This is a genomic window from Ursidibacter maritimus (assembly GCF_009761395.1).
Classification (GTDB): Bacteria; Pseudomonadota; Gammaproteobacteria; order Enterobacterales; family Pasteurellaceae; genus Ursidibacter; species Ursidibacter maritimus.
Genome location: NZ_LEKN01000036.1, coordinates 34,549 through 53,827, shown reverse-complemented (window position 1 = coordinate 53,827; position 19,279 = coordinate 34,549). Strand labels below are relative to the sequence as shown.

General features: G+C 38.4%; 18 protein-coding genes. 2 read left to right on the top strand and 16 right to left on the bottom strand.

Annotation, left to right across the window (positions count from 1 at the left end):
- Positions 1–80: 80 nt before the first annotated feature.
- Genes cgtA through rplU form a run of 5 tightly spaced genes read right to left on the bottom strand, consistent with a single transcriptional unit; the run spans position 81 to position 3,823 of the window.
- Positions 81–1,256 (bottom strand): Obg family GTPase CgtA, encoded by a 1,176-nt coding sequence (gene cgtA, locus A1D26_RS08130; protein WP_157403546.1) that lies wholly within the window; start codon positions 1,254–1,256, stop codon positions 81–83.
- A gap of 58 nt (positions 1,257–1,314) precedes the next feature.
- On the bottom strand, positions 1,315–2,235 hold the full coding sequence (locus A1D26_RS08125) for a DMT family transporter (RefSeq protein ID WP_157403545.1): 921 nt from the start codon (positions 2,233–2,235) through the stop codon (positions 1,315–1,317).
- Positions 2,232–3,176, bottom strand: coding sequence for a DMT family transporter (locus A1D26_RS08120; RefSeq protein WP_198303149.1), 945 nt, complete (start codon positions 3,174–3,176; stop codon positions 2,232–2,234). The genes A1D26_RS08125 and A1D26_RS08120 overlap by 4 nt, the downstream gene beginning before the upstream one ends.
- A gap of 57 nt (positions 3,177–3,233) precedes the next feature.
- Positions 3,234–3,491 carry a 50S ribosomal protein L27 gene (rpmA, locus tag A1D26_RS08115; protein WP_157395255.1) on the bottom strand — a complete coding sequence of 86 codons (258 nt, stop codon included), beginning with the start codon at positions 3,489–3,491 and terminating at the stop codon, positions 3,234–3,236.
- A 20-nt stretch (positions 3,492–3,511) separates the two neighbouring features.
- Positions 3,512–3,823 carry a 50S ribosomal protein L21 gene (gene rplU, locus A1D26_RS08110; protein WP_157395256.1) on the bottom strand — a complete coding sequence of 104 codons (312 nt, stop codon included), beginning with the start codon at positions 3,821–3,823 and terminating at the stop codon, positions 3,512–3,514.
- A 599-nt stretch (positions 3,824–4,422) separates the two neighbouring features.
- Between rplU and A1D26_RS08105 the strand changes: the two genes are divergently transcribed.
- Positions 4,423–6,018 (top strand): ABC transporter substrate-binding protein, encoded by a 1,596-nt coding sequence (locus A1D26_RS08105; protein WP_157403543.1) that lies wholly within the window; start codon positions 4,423–4,425, stop codon positions 6,016–6,018.
- A gap of 59 nt (positions 6,019–6,077) precedes the next feature.
- Here A1D26_RS08105 and A1D26_RS08100 read toward each other — a convergent pair whose 3' ends face one another.
- The 5 genes from A1D26_RS08100 to ilvG form a co-directional block, all read right to left on the bottom strand.
- Positions 6,078–6,407 carry a YbaB/EbfC family nucleoid-associated protein gene (locus A1D26_RS08100; RefSeq protein WP_157403542.1) on the bottom strand — a complete coding sequence of 110 codons (330 nt, stop codon included), beginning with the start codon at positions 6,405–6,407 and terminating at the stop codon, positions 6,078–6,080.
- Between the two features lie 120 nt (positions 6,408–6,527).
- The gene (ilvD, locus tag A1D26_RS08095; protein ID WP_157403541.1) at positions 6,528–8,363 is read right to left on the bottom strand and encodes a dihydroxy-acid dehydratase; all 1,836 of its coding nucleotides are present in this window, start codon (positions 8,361–8,363) and stop codon (positions 6,528–6,530) included.
- A 64-nt stretch (positions 8,364–8,427) separates the two neighbouring features.
- A complete protein-coding gene (locus A1D26_RS08090; protein WP_157403540.1) occupies positions 8,428–9,120 on the bottom strand; it encodes an aspartate/glutamate racemase family protein in 693 nt (230 codons plus the stop codon).
- 14 nt (positions 9,121–9,134) lie between these two features.
- A complete protein-coding gene (gene ilvM, locus A1D26_RS08085) occupies positions 9,135–9,359 on the bottom strand; it encodes an acetolactate synthase 2 small subunit (protein ID WP_157403539.1) in 225 nt (74 codons plus the stop codon).
- Positions 9,360–9,361: 2 nt separating this feature from the next.
- Entirely contained in the window at positions 9,362–11,020 is a 1,659-nt protein-coding gene (ilvG, locus tag A1D26_RS08080; protein WP_157403538.1) for an acetolactate synthase 2 catalytic subunit, read from the bottom strand.
- Positions 11,021–11,176: 156 nt separating this feature from the next.
- On the opposite strand from ilvG, the gene A1D26_RS08075 reads away from it, so the two are divergent.
- Positions 11,177–11,659 carry an FxsA family protein gene (locus A1D26_RS08075; RefSeq protein ID WP_157403537.1) on the top strand — a complete coding sequence of 161 codons (483 nt, stop codon included), beginning with the start codon at positions 11,177–11,179 and terminating at the stop codon, positions 11,657–11,659.
- A 7-nt stretch (positions 11,660–11,666) separates the two neighbouring features.
- Here A1D26_RS08075 and A1D26_RS08070 read toward each other — a convergent pair whose 3' ends face one another.
- The 6 genes from A1D26_RS08070 to A1D26_RS08045 all read right to left on the bottom strand — a co-directional run bounded on the left by A1D26_RS08070 (position 11,667) and on the right by A1D26_RS08045 (position 19,122).
- Positions 11,667–12,425: an iron ABC transporter ATP-binding protein gene (locus A1D26_RS08070; protein ID WP_157403536.1), complete on the bottom strand. Its 759-nt coding sequence runs from the start codon at positions 12,423–12,425 to the stop codon at positions 11,667–11,669.
- 9 nt (positions 12,426–12,434) lie between these two features.
- Positions 12,435–13,313 (bottom strand): iron chelate uptake ABC transporter family permease subunit, encoded by an 879-nt coding sequence (locus tag A1D26_RS08065; protein WP_157403589.1) that lies wholly within the window; start codon positions 13,311–13,313, stop codon positions 12,435–12,437.
- Between the two features lie 52 nt (positions 13,314–13,365).
- On the bottom strand, positions 13,366–14,322 hold the full coding sequence (locus A1D26_RS08060) for an ABC transporter permease (protein ID WP_157403588.1): 957 nt from the start codon (positions 14,320–14,322) through the stop codon (positions 13,366–13,368).
- 81 nt (positions 14,323–14,403) lie between these two features.
- Positions 14,404–15,303, bottom strand: coding sequence for a siderophore ABC transporter substrate-binding protein (locus A1D26_RS08055; RefSeq protein ID WP_157403535.1), 900 nt, complete (start codon positions 15,301–15,303; stop codon positions 14,404–14,406).
- A 54-nt stretch (positions 15,304–15,357) separates the two neighbouring features.
- Positions 15,358–16,953, bottom strand: coding sequence for an esterase family protein (locus A1D26_RS08050; protein WP_157403534.1), 1,596 nt, complete (start codon positions 16,951–16,953; stop codon positions 15,358–15,360).
- 57 nt (positions 16,954–17,010) lie between these two features.
- Positions 17,011–19,122, bottom strand: coding sequence for a TonB-dependent siderophore receptor (locus A1D26_RS08045; protein ID WP_157403533.1), 2,112 nt, complete (start codon positions 19,120–19,122; stop codon positions 17,011–17,013).
- Between the last annotated feature and the right edge of the window lie 157 nt (positions 19,123–19,279).

Below are 19,279 nucleotides of genomic sequence, written 5' to 3'. Positions count from 1 at the left end.
ATTTTTTAGATAAAAAAGTTACCAATAACATAACAAAAATATTATTAGTAACCATTTTGTCCATTGCACCTTGAAAATACTTATGGCTTATAGATAAATTCTACACCTTCATCATCTTCTTCTGTCCAACCATCATCATCTAAATCGTCCCAATCATCTTCAGTGATAGGGTTTTGCATTGCTTGTTGATGATAATCGTCCCATTTGAATGCCACTTCTTCAGGTGCTTTTTCTTCAGCTTCAACACGAGGGTTGGCTTCAATAAAGTCCATAATATCACGCGTTAAGGCTTGTACATTCTCACCTGTTGCAGCAGAAATAAGATAGTAATCACCTTCCCAGCCAATTTCTTCGACAATTTTTTCTGCTCGCTCACGAGCTTCTTCTTCACCGATGGTATCAATTTTATTGAATACCAACCATTGCGGTTTATCCGCAAGTTTCTCACTGTATTGATAAAGCTCAGATTCAATAATTGAGATATTTTGTGCAGGATCACTTTCATCAATCGGCATAATATCCACTAGGTGAATCAGCACTCGACAACGTTCTAGGTGTTTTAAAAAGCGAATACCTAAACCTGCCCCCTCGGCCGCCCCTTCAATTAAGCCTGGGATATCTGCAACCACAAAGCTGCGATCAGCCCCAACACGAGCAACGCCTAGACTTGGAACTAAAGTAGTAAAAGGATAATCTGCAACTTTTGGTTTCGCTGCTGAAACTGCACGAATAAAGGTTGATTTACCTGCGTTCGGTAATCCGAGCATTCCAACATCTGCCAATAACATCAACTCAAGCATTAAATCTCGTTTTTCACCTGGCGTGCCGTTCGTTTTTTGGCGTGGAGCTCGATTGACAGAAGATTTAAAACGGGTATTTCCCAAACCGTGATAACCGCCTTTTGCCACCAACATTTTCATTCCGTGGCGGGTTAGATCCCCAATGACTTCTTGTGTGTCATTATCAATCGCTCGTGTTCCAACAGGAACGCGTAAAGTAATATCTTTCCCACGATGTCCTGTACAGCCTGCACTACGACCATTTTCACCACGTCCTGCGGCAAAGCGTTTTTCAAAGCGGTAGTCAATAAGCGTATTTAGGTTTTCATCAGCGACAAGATAAACATCACCACCATCACCACCATCACCGCCATCAGGTCCACCTTTTGGAATAAATTTTTCTCGGCGAAAGCTCACACAGCCATTTCCGCCATCACCTGCTTCAACACGAATAAGTGCTTCATCAATAAACTTCATTTTTTCTCCTAATTACAGAATGCAAAAGATTAGTCGTATCTAACCGCTTGTCTTCTGCTTATTTATTCTTTTTAATCAATTTTTGCCCAATAATTGAGTACATTGCTCCAAAAATGACGATAATTGCGCCAATATAGCTTAATAAATTCATTTCAAGAGGTTCAAAAACATCAGGGTATAACCAATGTGCTAAATGGCTAAATAGCATCGTAAAAATAGGGATTAACACCGTTACCACACTAACTTTCGATGCTTGCCAGTGATTTAATGCTTCCGCATAAGCTCCATAGGCAATTAAGGTATTTAAACAGCAAAAAATAAAACAGCCTAGCACCCAGCCGTTCATTTCATTTAGTTGTGTTGGGCTGGAAAAAGGTGTCATTACCAAACCACACCCAATATAGATCATCAACAAAATTTGTTGTGAATTAAAATTTGCTGATAATAATTTTTGTGCAATACCATAGGCAACCCAAACCATTGAAGAAATTGCACCTATCAATACGCCAATCGCATAAGCATTTAGCTGAAGAATTTCACCTAGTCGATCATTAAAAAATGCTACTAACCCAACTAACAGTAATACTAAGCCTATTTTTTGATGTACTGCGAATTGTTCTTTAAAAATCACTACGCTACATAACATCATTGTAAAAGGGGATAATTGCCATAAAACTTGGCTAGTTGTTGGTGAAATAAAATGTAAAGCGTAGCTTGAGCCAAAGAAATATAAACTTAAACCAATTACACCTAAAATAATTAACAATAAAATTTTAGGTGTGAAAGCGGTAAGTTTAGGTAATTTTTTTGCAAAACCTAAAATCAATATTAATCCAGCTGCTGCTACAATAAAACGAAACCAAACTAATGTTTGGGCATCAATAACAGAGATCGCTTTTTGGGCTGCAATGGGTAATCCGCCCCACGTTGCTGTGGCTAATAATGCAAGATTAAAACCGAGTAAAGGTTTATGGCTCATACTGAATTTCTCCTTAACTGGCGGCGATAAAACAGTTTATGCCCAGCTGCCGCTGATAAGGCACCAAGTACAACAAATATTGCACCAATATAACTTAGTGTATTTAAATAAGGTTCTGCAAAATGAGTAGGATCAAGCCAATAGGCTATTTCACTAAATAAAATTGTTAAAATCGGGATTTGTGGCATTATCATACTGACCTTAGCGACTTCCCAACGGTTTAATGCTTCGGCATAGCAACCATAAGCAATAATCGTATTTAAACAACAGAAAATTAGACAGCCTAAGGTAAAGGGCGATAAATTTTGTGCTTGTGAGGCATTAGCAAAAGGAGTAAAAACTAATGCACTACCTGCGTAAATTGCCAATAAAATTTGTTGAGAGCTGAAACGTTGCAACATCATTTTTTGTGCAAGTCCGTAACAAACCCAAATTAAACTTGCTCCAATACCGATAAATACACCGAGAGAAAAGCTATTCATTTCTGCAAAATCGGTAAATCGGTCATTAAAAAAGAGCGGTAAGCCAATCAGCAATAAACTTAACCCTAACTTTTGGTGAACACCCAAGCGTTCTTTAAATAAAAAGATGCCGCTTAGTAACATTGAAAAAGATGAAAGAGGGCTAAGTACTTGGCTAGTTGTTGCAGGGATATATTTGAGCGAAAGGTTATACAAATAGAAATTTGCAGCTAACCCCAGTACACCTAGTAATACAAACCAACGATATTTAGCGGTAAAAGCGGTCAGTTTTGGCAATTTTTTTGTAAAAAGTAAAATAAAGAAAACACCGAACATTGCTACAACAAAGCGAAACCACACTATTGTGTGCGCATTCATTGCAGTTAGCACTGGTTGCAATGCGATAGGCAGAATGCTCCACATTATGGCTGCAGTTAGAGCTAAGAAAAAGCCAAGAATAGGTTGCTGACTCACTTTCATCCCCGTAATAAAAAACCCCGCTAATATAGCGAGGTTCTCATCAATCTCATTTGAAGATTATTCAGCAACGATGCTTACATATTTACGGCTTTTTTCGCCTTTAACTTCAAATTTAACTTTACCGTCTGCAGTTGCAAATAAAGTATGGTCTTTACCAATACCTACATTTGTACCCGCGTGGAATTTTGTACCACGTTGACGAACGATAATGCTACCTGCTAAAACAGACTCGCCACCGAAACGTTTAACACCAAGGCGCTTAGCTTCAGAATCACGACCGTTACGAGTTGAACCACCAGCTTTTTTAGTTGCCATCTACTTGATCTCCTCTGAAATTATGCTTGAATCCCAGTGATTTTCACTTCTGTGAACCACTGACGATGACCTTGTTGTTTACGGCTGTGTTTACGACGACGGAACTTAACGATACGAATTTTATCGCCACGACCGTGTGAAACAACTTCAGCTACTACTTTACCACCAGCAACAACTGGGGTACCAATTTTAACATCTTCACCGTTAACGACCATTAACACTGAGTCGAACTCAACTTTCTCACCAGTTGCTACTTCAAGTTTTTCTAAACGAACAACTTGACCTTCGCTCACTCGGTGTTGTTTGCCGCCACTTTGGAAAACTGCGTACATATTTACTCCGCTAAATAGTGCCTTTCGCTTTGCGTTTGGCACTCTCAAATTCATATAAAATAGGTTTGCAATTCTACGCAAAAACTCATCATAGAGCAAGCATCAATTTCATAAAAATCTTATTTTCTTGTAAAAATTTTGTTCAGCACGACGTTTCAAAGTTTTTTACAAAGGGGTAAATAAATTAAAAAGATCTAACAAATGAATTTATCAGGATCGTTATGATCTCAAGTTGTCTACAGTATTGTCCTTGATGAAATTGTCTTATTATTGGAATACTTAAGATAGGGGACTGAAGTATATTAGCTGTTGTGTTAGTCTACTTCAGCATATCACTGCAGTTATAACAAGAAAGACTATATAAAAATAGGTACTTTATGATTATGTGTTAGGAGGTCAGACAAATTCTCAAAAAACGATCTTGGCTTGCTAAATGTGCTATAGGGAATATTATGTATTATGGCATAGTTTTTCTATTTATTTTAGAGTATACCAAATCGTCATGCTTTTTTGTTATAAAAAAATCCCTTTTGTTATTTCCTTTTTGACATAAAAGCGGTATTTTGTCGTCAAATTTTAAAGGTCGTTTAGGAGACATTATGAAATTCACAAGTAAACTTTCTTTAGTAGCCGCAACATTACTTGTTGCAGGTGTAGCACAAGCAGCAGATAAAACTTTCGTAAACTGTGTTAGCCGTTCGCCAACAGGTTTTAGCCCTGCATTAGTAATGGACGGCATCTCATATAATGCAAGTTCTCAACAGGTATATAACCGTTTAGTTGAGTTTAAACGTGGTTCAACAGATATTGAGCCAGCTTTAGCAGAAAGTTGGACTATTAGTGATGATGGCTTAACTTATACGTTTAATTTGCGTAAAGGTGTAAAATTCCATACGACTAAAGAATACGCGCCAAGTCGTGAATTTAATGCCGATGACGTTGTATTTTCATTCCAACGCCAATTAGATCCAAACCATCCGTATCATTCAGTATCTAAAGCAACTTATCCGTACTTTAATGCGATGAAATTCCCTAAACTACTAAAATCAGTAGAAAAAGTGGATGATCACACTGTTAAGATTACATTAAATAAACAAGATTCTACTTTCCTCGCTAGTTTAGGTATGGATTTCATTTCAATTTATTCAGCAGAATATGCAGATAAATTATTGAAGGAAGGAAAACCAGAAACACTTGACACAACACCTATCGGTACAGGTCCATTTGTATTCTCTGGCTACCAACTTGATCAACGTATTCGTTTCTTAGCACATAAAGACTATTGGAATGGTAAAGCCGATATTGATCGCTTGATCTTTGATATCGTGCCCGATGCAACAGCTCGTTATGCTAAATTACAAGCGGGCGCTTGTGATATGATGGATTTCCCAAATGCGGCAGATCTTGAGAAAATGAAAAATGATCCAAAGATCAATTTACTTTCTCAAGAAGGCTTAAACATTGCTTATATTGCCTTTAATACAGAAAAAGCTCCTTTCGATAACGTAAAAGTTCGCCAAGCATTAAACTATGCGGTAGATAAAAATGCGATTATTGATGCTGTATATCGCGGTGCAGGTGTAGCAGCTAAGAACCCGCTACCACCAACAATTTGGGGATATAACAACGAAATTACAGGTTATGAATATAATCCAGAGAAAGCAAAAGCGCTTTTAAAAGAAGCTGGCTTTGAAAACGGATTTGAAACAGATATTTGGGTTCAACCAGTAGTTCGTGCATCAAACCCTAATCCACGCCGTATGGCTGAATTAGTTCAAGCAGACTGGGAAAAAGTCGGTGTAAAATCAAAATTAGTGACTTACGAATGGGGTGACTATATTAAACGCACTAAAGCGGGTGAATTAACAGCAGGAACTTACGGTTGGTCTGGCGATAATGGTGACCCTGATAACTTCTTATCTCCACTTTTCGGTAGTGATAATGTTGGAAACAGTAACTACGCTCGTTTCAAAAATCCAGAATTAGATGCATTACTGTCAAAAGCAATTAGCTTATCGGATAAAGGGGAGCGTACTAAGATTTATGAACAAGCTCAGGTTCTCCTAAAAGAACAAGCGCCTTGGATCAATGTTGCTCACTCAATTAACTTTGCTCCAACAAGTAAGCGTGTTCAAGACTACAAACAAAGCCCATTTGGTTATTCTTACTTCTATGGTACAAAAGTCGTTGATTAACCTAAGCGGTTATGACTAATGCATTAAAAAATCCCAGCTTATGCTGGGATTTTTTTAGATTAAAACGGCATTTTCATTCCAGGTGGTAGTTGAATACCCGCAGTAACACTTGCCATTTTTTCTTTTTGCATATCTTCTGCTCTGCGTACAGCATCATTAAATGCAGCTGCGATAAGATCTTCTAACATCTCTTTATCGTCTTCCATTAACGAAGGATCGATTTCAATACGGCGACAGTTATGTGCACCGTTAATCGTAATTTTAACTAACCCTGCACCAGACTCACCCGTTACTTCTAATTGTGCGATCTCTTCTTGCATTTTTTGCATACGCTCTTGCATTTGCTGAGCTTGTTTCATTAAGCCGCCTAAGCCACCTTTTCCAAACATTTTAAACCTCATTAAATCAAATAAAAAAACGCCTTGCATTCTACTGAAGCAAGGCTTTGGGTGCAAGCAAGCGGTTAGATTTTACAAATTTTTTGCATAATCTGCCCGCTTATCTCATCATTAAATTTTCGTTTTATCGCGAACCGCACCTTTATCTGCCGATGTCGCAAAGTGTCCATAAACTTTTAAAGCAAATGATACTTCACGTTGGCGAGTTGCAGGTTTCCAACCAAGCTTATCTTGTTCTGCTCGGCGAGTGGCAAGTTCTGCATCAGGCACAACTAACTCAATCTTACGATTTGGAATATCAATTTCAATGGTATCACCATCTTTAACAACGCCAATTAAGCCACCTGCGGCAGCTTCCGGTGAGCAGTGTCCGATAGAGAGTCCAGAAGTACCACCAGAGAAACGCCCGTCCGTTAATAACGCACAGGCTTTGCCTAATCCCATTGATTTCAGATAACTGGTTGGATAAAGCATCTCTTGCATTCCCGGCCCACCTTTCGGGCCTTCATAGCGAATAACAACAACGTGTCCCGCTTGTACTTTTCCACCTAAAATACCTGCTACGGCATCTTCTTGGCTTTCAAATACAATCGCTTTACCTGTAAACTTGAGAATACTTTCATCGACCCCAGCAGTTTTAACAATACAGCCATCTAACGCAATGTTGCCCGATAGCATTGCTAAGCCACCATCTTGGCTATATGCAAATTGTTTGCTACGAATACAGCCGTTTTCACGATCATCGTCCACTGTATCCCAACGGCAATCTTGTGAGAAAGCTTGAGTGGTACGAATACCTGCAGGGCCTGCTCGGAAAAACTTATGTACAGCCTCATCCTTTGTTAGAACAATATCATATTTCGCAATTTGTTCCGCAAGGCTCATACCCAATACGGTACGAGTTTGATTTTTCAGTAAATTTGCACGATCTAGCTCACCTAAAATTGCCATAATCCCACCAGCACGATGAACGTCTTCCATATGGTATTTTTGCGTATTTGGGGCAACTTTACTTAAACAAGGTACAACTCGAGAAAGACGATCAATATCTGCCATTGTAAAATCAACTTCTGCTTCTTGAGCGGCCGCTAATAAATGTAATACGGTATTGGTTGACCCCCCCATTGCAATATCAAGACTCATCGCATTGTCAAAAGCATCTTTAGTCGCGATTGAACGTGGTAAAACTGAAGCATCATCTTGTTCATAATAACGTTTGCAAAGTTCAACAATTTGTTTCCCAGCATCTAAGAACAATTGTTTACGATCGGCGTGAGTAGCCAAACAAGAGCCATTGCCTGGTAGGCTTAAACCTAACGCTTCGGTTAAGCAGTTCATTGAGTTTGCCGTAAACATTCCAGAACAAGAACCACAAGTAGGGCAAGCAGAACGTTCAATTTGTTCGCTTTCCGCATCGGATACATTGGGATTAGCACCTTGGATCATTGCATCAACCAAGTCTAATTTAATAATTTTATCGGACAATTTCGTTTTACCGGCCTCCATCGGGCCACCCGATACGAATACCGTCGGAATGTTTAAACGCAATGCTGCCATTAACATTCCAGGGGTGATTTTGTCACAGTTAGAGATACAAACCATCGCATCGGCACAGTGTGCATTTACCATATATTCTACGCTATCGGCAATCAGATCTCGGCTTGGTAATGAATAGAGCATCCCACCGTGCCCCATTGCGATACCATCATCTACTGCGATCGTATTAAATTCTTTTGCGACACCACCGGCTTTTTCGATTTCAGCGGCAACTAATTGCCCCATATCTTTTAAATGAACGTGTCCCGGCACAAATTGAGTAAATGAGTTCACGACTGCAATAATAGGCTTGCCGAAGTCATTCTCTTTCATCCCTGTTGCACGCCATAATGCTCGTGCGCCCGCCATATTACGACCTTGTGTACTGGTCGCTGAGCGTAATTTTGGCATAATCTCTCCAAGTAAATAATGTTGTGTTTTAAATTGTAAAATTTGGGCGGTATCTCACCGCTTGTTACTGCCCTAAAATAAAATCTACTGCCATTTGTGAATGTAATTGTGCAGTGTCAAAAAAAGGTAATTGGCTATCTGTTTGCTGAACTAGCAAACCAATCTCAGTACAGCCTAGAATAACACCTTCTGCCCCTTGTTGCATCAGACTATCTATTGTATTCAAATAAAATCGTTTTGATTCTGGTAAGAATTTGCCGACACAAAGCTCTTCAAAGATAATGCGATGAATTTCTAGTTGAATACGATCATCTGGGACAATCGCCGTTATCCCACGTTTTTCCAATCCATCACGATAAAAATCATCATGCATCGTAAAACGAGTACCTAATAAAGCGACTTTATTAAGCTGTTGAGCCTTAATCGCAGATGCTGTTGCATCAAGAATGTGTAAGAAAGGTACATTGATCTGCTCAATAATATCTCCAGCTACTTTATGCATTGTATTCGTCGCTAACAGAATCCCTTTCGCCCCAATTTGCTCTAGTTTTTTCCCCGCATCTGCTAAAAGTTGCCCGGCTTTTTGCCAATCGCCCTGTTTCTGACAGGCTACAATTTCGCTGAATTCAACACTCACCATCAACAACGGAGCAGAACTATTCTCACCTTTAGCTTGATTAACTAAGCGATTGATTTCACTGTAATAAGTTACCGTACTCTCGGGCGACATTCCGCCAATAATACCAAGTGTTTTCATCTTTATTCCTTTTATTATTTTTCGCCCAAACTCACCACATCGGGCAATTTGGCTAGTTGGTTGAACAATAGCCCAATAGCTCGTTCGCTTTGTACTTTGATTTTTAGAGAAATGGTGTCATTTTCCGTTTGGGTTTGGAGTGCGATCACTTCAAAACCACGATGGCGGATAACCCGTAGTAAACGTTCTAAAGTTTCAGGACGTTTGTTGGCTTGAATAGTTAAATCATACGTTTTCATTATTAGACCCCAATATCTTCTTCAATCATATCGCTGTTACAAGCATTTGGTGGCACAAGTGGCCATACATTTTCTTCATCAGGAATACAAACGTGTAGTAAATATGCGTCTTTCGCATTCAGCAAGCGGTTAATTGCATCGGATACTTGGCAAGCCTTTTCAATGCGTTCGCCAGCGATACCAAAGGCAGAAGCAAGTGTGACAAAATCAGGGTTATCATCTAAAATTGTTTGGCTATGGCGTCCGTGGAAGAAAAGCGATTGCCATTGGCGAACCATTCCCAAACGTTGGTTATCCAGTAGTAAAATTTTAATTGGCAAATTCGCACGTTTAATTGAGCCAAATTCTTGAATGTTCATCATCAATGAACCATCGCCCGTAATTAAGATCACAGGATCTTGTGGACGAGCTTTAGCAACCCCTACCGCAGCAGGTAAACCAAAGCCCATTGTGCCAAGCCCTGCCGAAGTTAAATAGTTTTCAGGGGCATAATGTTGCATATGTTGTGCCGACCACATTTGATGCTGTCCAACATCAGTGGTAATCACCGCATTTTGTGGTTTGCGTTGAGAAAGTGTATGTATTAACGCCCAAGGATCGATTTCTTTATCTTCGCTATTTTCAATATAACGGAAATCAAAATCTGCTTTTAAACGGCGAATATCGTCACGCCAAGGATCAATTTCTAATGGTTGGCTTAATGCATTGACCGCTTCGATCAAATCGCCTTGTAAAGCAACATTGGCTTGGCGTAATTTATTGATTTCAGCCGCATCAATGTCTGCGTGAATCACTTTGGCATTCGGTGCAAAAGTGTCGAGTTTACCTGTTACTCGGTCATCAAATCTTGCACCGAAGGCAATAAGTAAATCGCACTCTTGTACCGCATAGTTAGCCGCTTTCGTGCCGTGCATTCCTAACATGCCCATATAAAGCGGATGCTGTGGTGGAATTGTGCCTAATCCTTTTAAGGTAGAAACAGATGGCATATTAGTAATTTCTAGGAAGTTTCTCACCGCTTCTACTGCCTCTGCCATTCCTACGCCACCGCCTACATATAAGATTGGGCGTTTTGCTTCGGCTAATAGGGTTTTAGCTTGTGCTAAAGCGGTAGGATCTTGCGAATTATTTGCAAGTTTTGGGTAAACAATTGGTTGTGCTGATGTTGGGGCAAATTGGACATCTTTTGGAATATCCACTAGCACAGGGCCAGGGCGGCCACTTTGAGCAATTTGGAATGCTTTAGCTAATACTTCAGGCAATTCATCAATATTTTGCACAATAAAGCTATGCTTAGTACAAGCTAAAGATAGCCCTAATACATCGATTTCTTGGAACGCATCAGTACCAATAAAAGAAGTCGCAACTTGTCCTGTTATTGCCACAATAGGAACTGAATCCAATAATGCGTCAGCTAATCCTGTAATTAGATTGGTTGCTCCCGGACCTGATGTGGCAATACACACACCTGTTTTGCCTGTTGAACGGGCGTAGCCGATCGCAGCAATCGCTGCTCCTTGTTCATTGCGGCAGAGTAAATGATCTAAACCTGAATCATAAATTGCATCATAAACAGGCATTATTGCTCCACCAGGGTAACCAAAAATGGTAGTCACACCGTGAGCTTTTAAACTTTCTACAACTAAATTTGAGCCATTCATTAAATGTTGTGTCCTAAATTTTCTTATACGAATAAATGCGTTATTGATAACATAGATTTGTTTAATTTTGAATAACTTAGCGGAAAATTTGCTGAAAAAAGTTGAAAAAATAAAATCAAACACAATCTAGTTATGTCATTGAATAAGGAGAAAGCTATGCCTATTTTGCTATTTTTTGTCGGACTATTTTTATATATTTATTGTGAAATCTCATTATTGGTTGCGGTAGGTTCATCAATTGGTGTATTGCCACTTATTTTATTGATGATTGGGATTTCTGCATTAGGGCTATGGGTAATTAAATTACGCGGTATTATGACGGTATTAAGTATCCGCCAACAAATTGCGCAAGGGAAAATCCCAACCCAAGCGGTGATTTCTTCACTCTTTTTTGCAATTTCTGGCGTGTTGCTTTTAATTCCTGGTTTTCTAAGTGATATTTTAGCCTTATTGTTACTTTTACCGATAACAAGAACACTCTTACAAGGGCTTGTGCTTAAACTTGTCGCCAACAAAGTTCCGTTTCATTTTTCAGGTTCATCCCATTCTCACTATAACCAGCAAGGTAAGACATCTGACAACAATACCTTTGAAGCGGAATTTGAGCGTAAAGCTGATGACGATAAATGGATTAAGTAATCAATTACTACAAATGATGTAATACGACTTTTTTCCCTTGATATTCGATCAATTCGGCATCAAGGGAAAATATTTCTTGCAAATTTTTGGGGGTTAAAATCTCATCTGGCGTTCCAACTAAGCGAATTTGCCCATCTTTCATTGCAACAATCGTGTCCGCATAAGCAGCAACCATATTGATATCGTGAACCACCATTATGGTTGTTAAATTGAACTCATCGGTTAATTTACGCAATAAACGCATTAGCTCACGAGCGTGAAACATATCTAAATTATTTAAAGGTTCATCTAATAAAATATGCTGAGTTTGTTGGCAAAATGTCATTGCGATCAGAGCTCTTTGCCGTTGCCCCCCTGATAATTCACTTAAAAAGCGTTGCGAAAAATCTTGCAGTTCAAAGCGCTTAAGCGCTTGCTCAACAATGTCGTTATCTTGCTCTGTCGGTCTTCCTTGATGGTGTGGATAACGCCCAAACATCAATAAATCTCGCACGGTAATTCGGCTGTGAATAGCATTATCTTGAGTCAAAATCGCAAGATGTTTAGCAATTTCTCTCGATGATGTTTTATGAATATCTTTTTCATCAAGCCAAATTTGCCCCTGCTGTAATGGTATTAAACGAGCAATCAACGATAACAATGTTGATTTTCCAGCCCCATTTGGCCCAACTAACGCCGTAATACCGCCATTTTGAATAGTTAAATCTATATTGCGTAAAATGGTGGCATTGCCAATATGATGATTAACCTGACTGATTTTAATCATTATCTATCCTTATTTTTGTCGGCGATACATCAGCCCAATAAAAACTAATCCCCCGATAAACTCAATTACTGCACTTAATACGCCTTGCAAACCAAGAATCTGTTCAAAAACCACTTGCCCTAAAATAAGCGTCATCGCAGAAGTAAAAAAGACCGCGGGAATACGCACAGAATGGTACATTGTCCGAGTCATTGCATTCACAATCGCACAAACTAACAATCCTAAAAAGAGAATTGGCCCAACTAATGCGGTTGAAACGGATACTAATATGGCACTACAAATCAGTAATTGGCGAGAAAATCGGTGATATTCTATACCTAAACTAATGGCGGTAGATTTACCGAGCAATAATACATCGAGTTGATGACGCTGTTTCCAGATCCAAATGGCACTCACGATCGCAATCACAATACCAATCCATAGTACATCAGAATTTACCGTATTAAATTGGGCAAAATAAGAGCCTTGTGCAACAGCAAATTCCGTTGGGTCAATCATCCGTTGAAGCAAATTAGTTAGACTTCTAAATAGCATGCCAAAAATCACGCCAACCAAAATCATTTTGGTTAAATCAACATTATCTTTAGTTAATGTTCTAAATAATAGCAATGCTCCGCTAACCATTAGCAAGGTTTCAAACAAAAATTTGCTATTTTGGTCAAGTTGCGTAAAACCAATGCCACCAAAGAAAAAGATCAATAAACTTTGCACTAAAATATACAGAGCATCAAACCCTAATATACTGGGAGTAAGAATCGGATTGTGTGTTAATGTTTGAAACAGCAAAGTGGAAATGCCAATGGTATAACCAATGGTAATCAGCAGTAGTAATTTTTCACTACGAAAAGCCAATACAAAATCCCATTGTCCACGAGCATTATAGGTCATAAACAAAAATGCAGATGCCACAAACAGTAACGATAATAGCCACAATAAACGTTTAGCCTGCACTACGTTTCCCCTTAAATAATAGGTAAAGGAAAAGTACCGCACCTATAATGCCGAAAATCGTTGAAACCGGGACTTCGTAAGGTGCGTTAATTGTACGTCCAATAATGTCGCAAATCAGCACTAGGTTTGCTCCCATTAGTGCCACAGAAGGTAAATTATGGCGTAATCGATCCCCAGCTAAGCGAGAAACAATATTGGGTACAACCAACCCAATAAAAGGAATTTGTCCGACTGTAACCACCACGACTGCAGTAATCATTGCCACAACCACTAAAGCTAACCACGTCATTTGGCGGTAATTTACCCCCAAGCTAGTGCTGATATGTTGTCCTAACCCTGCAATACTCAGCTGATCTGCCATAATATAGATCACAATCGCTAAAATGGCTGTGAGCCACAATAATTCGTAGCGACCAGATAAAATGCCAGAAAAATCCCCAGTAAACCAAACAGAAATGAGTTGTAAACTTTCTGTTTGATAAGCAACAAAAGTTGTGCCTGCTTCAATGACGTTACCAAAGACAATACCAACAAGAGGAATCATTAACTGCTGATGGGGTGGTAAACTGCGTAATAGCCCCGTAAAAATAGCCATTCCGATTAAGGCTGTTAGTGTGGCTACTGACATTTTCACCATTAACGATGTGGCAGGAAATAACAAGCTGACAATCAAAATTCCCACCGCAGCACTTTGCGTTGCGCCAATCATACTGGGTTCAAGAAAACGGTTTTTCAACACAATCTGTAATACCATTCCAGCAATGCCAAGTGTTGCACCAACCAGTAAGACTGCAAGTGTTCTAGGTAAGCGACTGATAAGTAGTAATTGCATTTGTGTAGGATCAGAAAAGAGTTGCGACCAATTAAAATCCGCAACCCCAGTCATCACACTGATGACACAAAGCACTAATAGCAATAGAAAATTGAGACGATTAAGTGAAAACATCATCAAATAATAGAAACAAGCGGTAAGATCTTCACATTTTTTTGCAAAAAATTGCCACAATCGCACCGCTTGTATTGAGGATTATTTCTTCTCAAATGCGTTTTTAATGGTGGTTAAGTCCATTTTAATTTGCTCAAAACCACCCGGTGCAAGGTAAGATGCACCGCTTAAATAAACGATTTGGTTATTTTTCCACGCTTTTGTTTGGTGAACAAGCTCGTTATCTAAGACTTCTTTCGCAGCCTTACCTTCTTTACCAATCGCTGAAATACGGTCTAAGACAAACAACCAATCAGGGTTTAATTTTTGAACCAATTCGAATGAAATCGGTTGACCGTGTCCTGCACCTTTGATTGTTTCATCAGCTAAAGGAATACCTAAATCATCATGAATCCAACTTAAACGATAGCCCTTTCCGAATGCTGAAATTTTACCGCCATTCACTAAAATGATTAAACCATTTCCCTTTCCCTTCACTGCATTTTTTGTTTCAGCAAATAAGGTATTGATTTCATTTATTAATTTTTCAGCTTCAGACTGTTTTCCAAATAACTTACCAAAACTCTCGATGCGTTTTAACGCACCTTCAATGAAGTTATCCGCATTATCAGTCATATCAATACTAGGCGCTAATTTACTCACATCATCGTATTTTTTCGCCGTACGAGTGCCAACGATAATTAAATCAGGTTTTAGTTCATTCAATGCTTCTAAATTAGGTTCAAATAAAGTACCAACAGATTTTGCTTGTTCAAAAGTCGGTTTAAGATAGGTTAACGTTTTTAGTGCATCCGGTGCACCATCAACCTTAACCCCTAATGCTTGGAGTGTATCTAAACTCCCTAGATCAAATACTGCAATTTTTGTAGGATGAGCTTTTAACGTAACTTCACCACGAGCGGTTGGAATACTCACATCAGTCGCCCAAGCATTGGTCATCAAAGCGACACACCCTAACGTAATCAATAATTTTTTTAACATACAAGCTCCTTCATAAAATTGAGAATTGTTATCAGATATTTTACGTAAATTTCACTACTTATGTAGTGAATTATTTGTTTTTGAAAAACATTTTGGATTATTCAATAAAGCAACTAAACCATCCGCAATAATATTCTTCCAGGCTAAATAACCGTGTGCTGTTGAGTATTCTTGATAAGTGATCGGATAGCCTTTTGCAAGCAATACGTCTTTTAAATGTCGTGATGTTTGTAAAATTTCCGATCTTCCATTTTCAAAATAGCCTGCACTCATAAAAAAACAGAGAGGTAATTTATTCTGCTTAATATACTCGCTTGCAATAAAATGATTGTCTTCAGCCTTTGTATCTTTAGGGTGCCACCAAAAAGAGCCTGACATAATCAACGCATTAGAAAATATATTGGAATGTTTCAATGCTATATAAGCGGCCGCTAATCCACCATAACTAGCGCCTGCAATAATTCTGTTGCTAGCCTGAATGTGAGCTGATTTCTCAATAAAAGAAACAAGCTCTTGAGCTAATACGTTCGCAAAAATAGGATTAGGGGGTAATTCACTTGATCTCGCTTGACTAGATGGGTTTTCAATAAAAACCACTGCAATAGGCGGAATTACTTTCTCTGCAATCATATTATCCAATATTGTAGGTAATGGAACTTGTGTGTGAAACTCCACGCCATCAAAAAGATACAATACAGGGTAAGGTTGATCAGGTTGAAAACCTACTGGTGTATAAACAAATAAGCGACGTTTATTACCTAAAGTGTTACTTTCAAATTCAAAGGTAGTCAATTTACCTTGGGGATAGTGTCCCATTTTTTCATATTGCGGCTTAGGTGCTTTCGGTAAAATTAGTTGTGAAACATAATTGTACTTATCCGTATTCTTGATATTGCCATCTTTATCATTGAAATAAGGAAAATGATTGAAAGGGTCAGCTTGTGCAGTAGATAAAATGGCTCTACGTTGTTCCATACTTGGTAAGGATAAGATTGGAACATCTGGAGCTAATCGGTAGCTAACGTGGGTATCATTTGGAACTTCATAACTTCTATACCAAATATCTGTATTGGGTATTTGTTGCATTAGGTCGTGATCGGTAGTCGGCCCACCAAAAATACGCACATTATGTTTCGCACCTCTCCATAAAAAAGTTACTCGGCTCATTCTCTGATCTAATGGCTCAATTAATGGCGTTCCCTGACCTTTGACGGTTTCCCAAAATTGGTCTAATAAAAGATCCTTTTTGTCTGGGTATTGTTTTAATGTTAAAACAAGTTCTTGGAGTAAGGAATTGTCATACTTCTCTTTTGAATGATTTTGTTGCTCAAGAGGAATATGCTGTAAAATTTTTAAGCTAACATCATTATTCGTTAATGGTTTAGCATGACCTTTTACGATAAATTTTCCCACCCCAGATGTTTCAGCTTTAAACATAAACTCTTGTTTATCAAAAATATTTTTTAATAACTGCCTTTGACTATGATCAGCAAATTCAATGAATAAATCAGCACTGTTTTTTTGATTATTTAATAGGGTTAATTCGCCTTTAACAAAATCGCCCTCCGCTAACTGAATTTCAGTATCGGTTGTGGCAAAAAGTGAAGAAGAAATGATCATTGTGAATAAACAAGCGGTAAGATTCTTCATATTTTTTACAATTATACTTGGGCGATAAAATCGCCCAAATTCATAGTTAGCTTATCCTTAAAAACGATAGTTTGTCGTTAAACTTACGAGACGTTCTTTACCATAAAAGCAAGCATTTGAATGAGCACAGCTGCTGACATATTTTTTATTTGTTAAGTTTTGAACGTTAAGTTGCATATCCATATTCACGTTAAATTTTGGTAAGAAATCATACTGAAGAGCAACATCGTACAACGTAAAGTGCGGAACTCTGAAAGCATTTGTATTGCTGCCCCAAGTCGTACCAAAATAACGAACTCCACCTGCAATACCAACGCCATTCAACGCACCATTTTTGATGCTATATTTTGCCCATAATGATGCTTGATGACGTGGAATTCCCCAAGGAGTTTTACCAATAGTTTGGCTATCTGGTGCTTGTTTGATTGTCTTATTGATATACGCATAAGTTGCCAATAATGCGATTTCATCGGTTAATTGTGCAGAAAGATTTGCTTCTAACCCTTTAGTTTTCACTTTACCAATTTGTTTTGCAATGCGTGTTTTAGGCTCCAATTCAACTAAATCACGTTGGTTAATTTCAAAGCTAGCTAATGTTAAGAACAATGTCTCATTAGGTTGATACTTAATCCCAGCTTCCCATTGAGCAGCTTTTGTCGGTTTTAATACCTTACCTTGTTTGTCCATTTCCGTAGTCGGTAAAAATGATGTGCTATAACTCACATAAGGTGCAAATCCATTATCAAAGTTATAAATTGCCCCTGTACGCCAAGTAAACTGATGAGCCTGATTGTCTTTTCTCTGAGTTTTGACTAAGTCAATGACTTTCGTTTTAACCTTATCAAAACGCCCTCCCAACATAATGTCAAGGTTGCCGATTTCAACTTGATCTTGGGCATATACCCCTAGTTGCCCCATACTTTGCACTAAATTACGTTGTACTTTTAGTGGCCCAACATTCACACCATACTTCGGGTTTTGCCAATTAATTGACGGAACACTTGCATTGGCCTTAAAGATAGAATCATCGTGAGTATGGCGATAATCAATGCCCGTTAATAATGTATGCTTAGTTCCGCCTAGGCTAAATTTACTTTCTAGCTGATTATCAATGCCAAATTCATTTTTTTGATCTTCCCAAGCTCTTGCCATTCGTCTTAATTCTGATTGATTATTTGGCATGATTGAAGCTACAACCAAGTTTCTGAATGTTTCTTTAGAACGGCTGTAACGAATATTCTGGCGGAAAGATAAATTTTCATTAAATTGATGACTGAATTGAGAACCTAAATGCACCTGTTCCGTTGATAAATGATGGAAATTTGGATCGCTTGGGAAAAAATCATAAGGTATTTTCTTTCCGTTCACACTCGTAATTAACCCTTGGCTTACCAAGAAATTACGATCTCCCGCTTTCGGTTGTTTTGCAAAATATCCATATAATTCCCATTTAGTGCTATCGGTTGGTTGCCAAACTAATGATGGAGCAACCGCACCACCTTGCTCTTTGACATATTTTTCTTTCCAATTCGTTTTCTCAAACTGACCAATCACACGTCCCGATAATGTTTCTGACAATTTATAATCTAAATCTAAACCAACTTGGTAACGATGATTTGAACCTAATACAAACTGCAATTCGCCAAGGTTTTTACCCGTTGCTTTTTTCGTTACTAGATCCATTACACCACCAGGATTAGCCTGGCCATACAATACGGAATTAGGTCCTTTGACAATATCAATACGCTCTAAGAAGAAAGGCTTAATCGCATAATCCGCTTTGTAGCTTATGCCATTAAGATATGTTGGTACAGTACCACCGCTACTGTTATTTTTACTACCAATTCCGCGAATCGTAATTTCCATTTGTTGATTAGAACCACGATAATTACTAATAATACCACTATGGTAGTTAAGAGCATCAATTACGTGATCAACGCCTTGATCTTTCATCAATTTATTAGATACCACTTCAACACTCATCGGTGTTCTCATTAACGCGGTCACAGTTTTAGTTCCACTCAATGATTGCGTTGGTGAGTAACCTGTTGCTAAAGTTTTTGTATCCGCATTTACATCAACGACTTTTAAATGCTGGGTATCGGCAACCCCAATTGATGAAAATAAAGCTAAGCTAATCAGTGAAAGACGAAAATCAGGTTTTAACATATAATTCCTCAAAATCAAATAAGAATAATTATCAAATATGAATTATTATGGCATTATTCACTTAACAAAACCTTTGAGAAAAAATATTTAATCCTATGAAAAAGCAAATTTAATTCGTTATGTCACGACTTTTTACAAAAAAATCATACAATCAAAC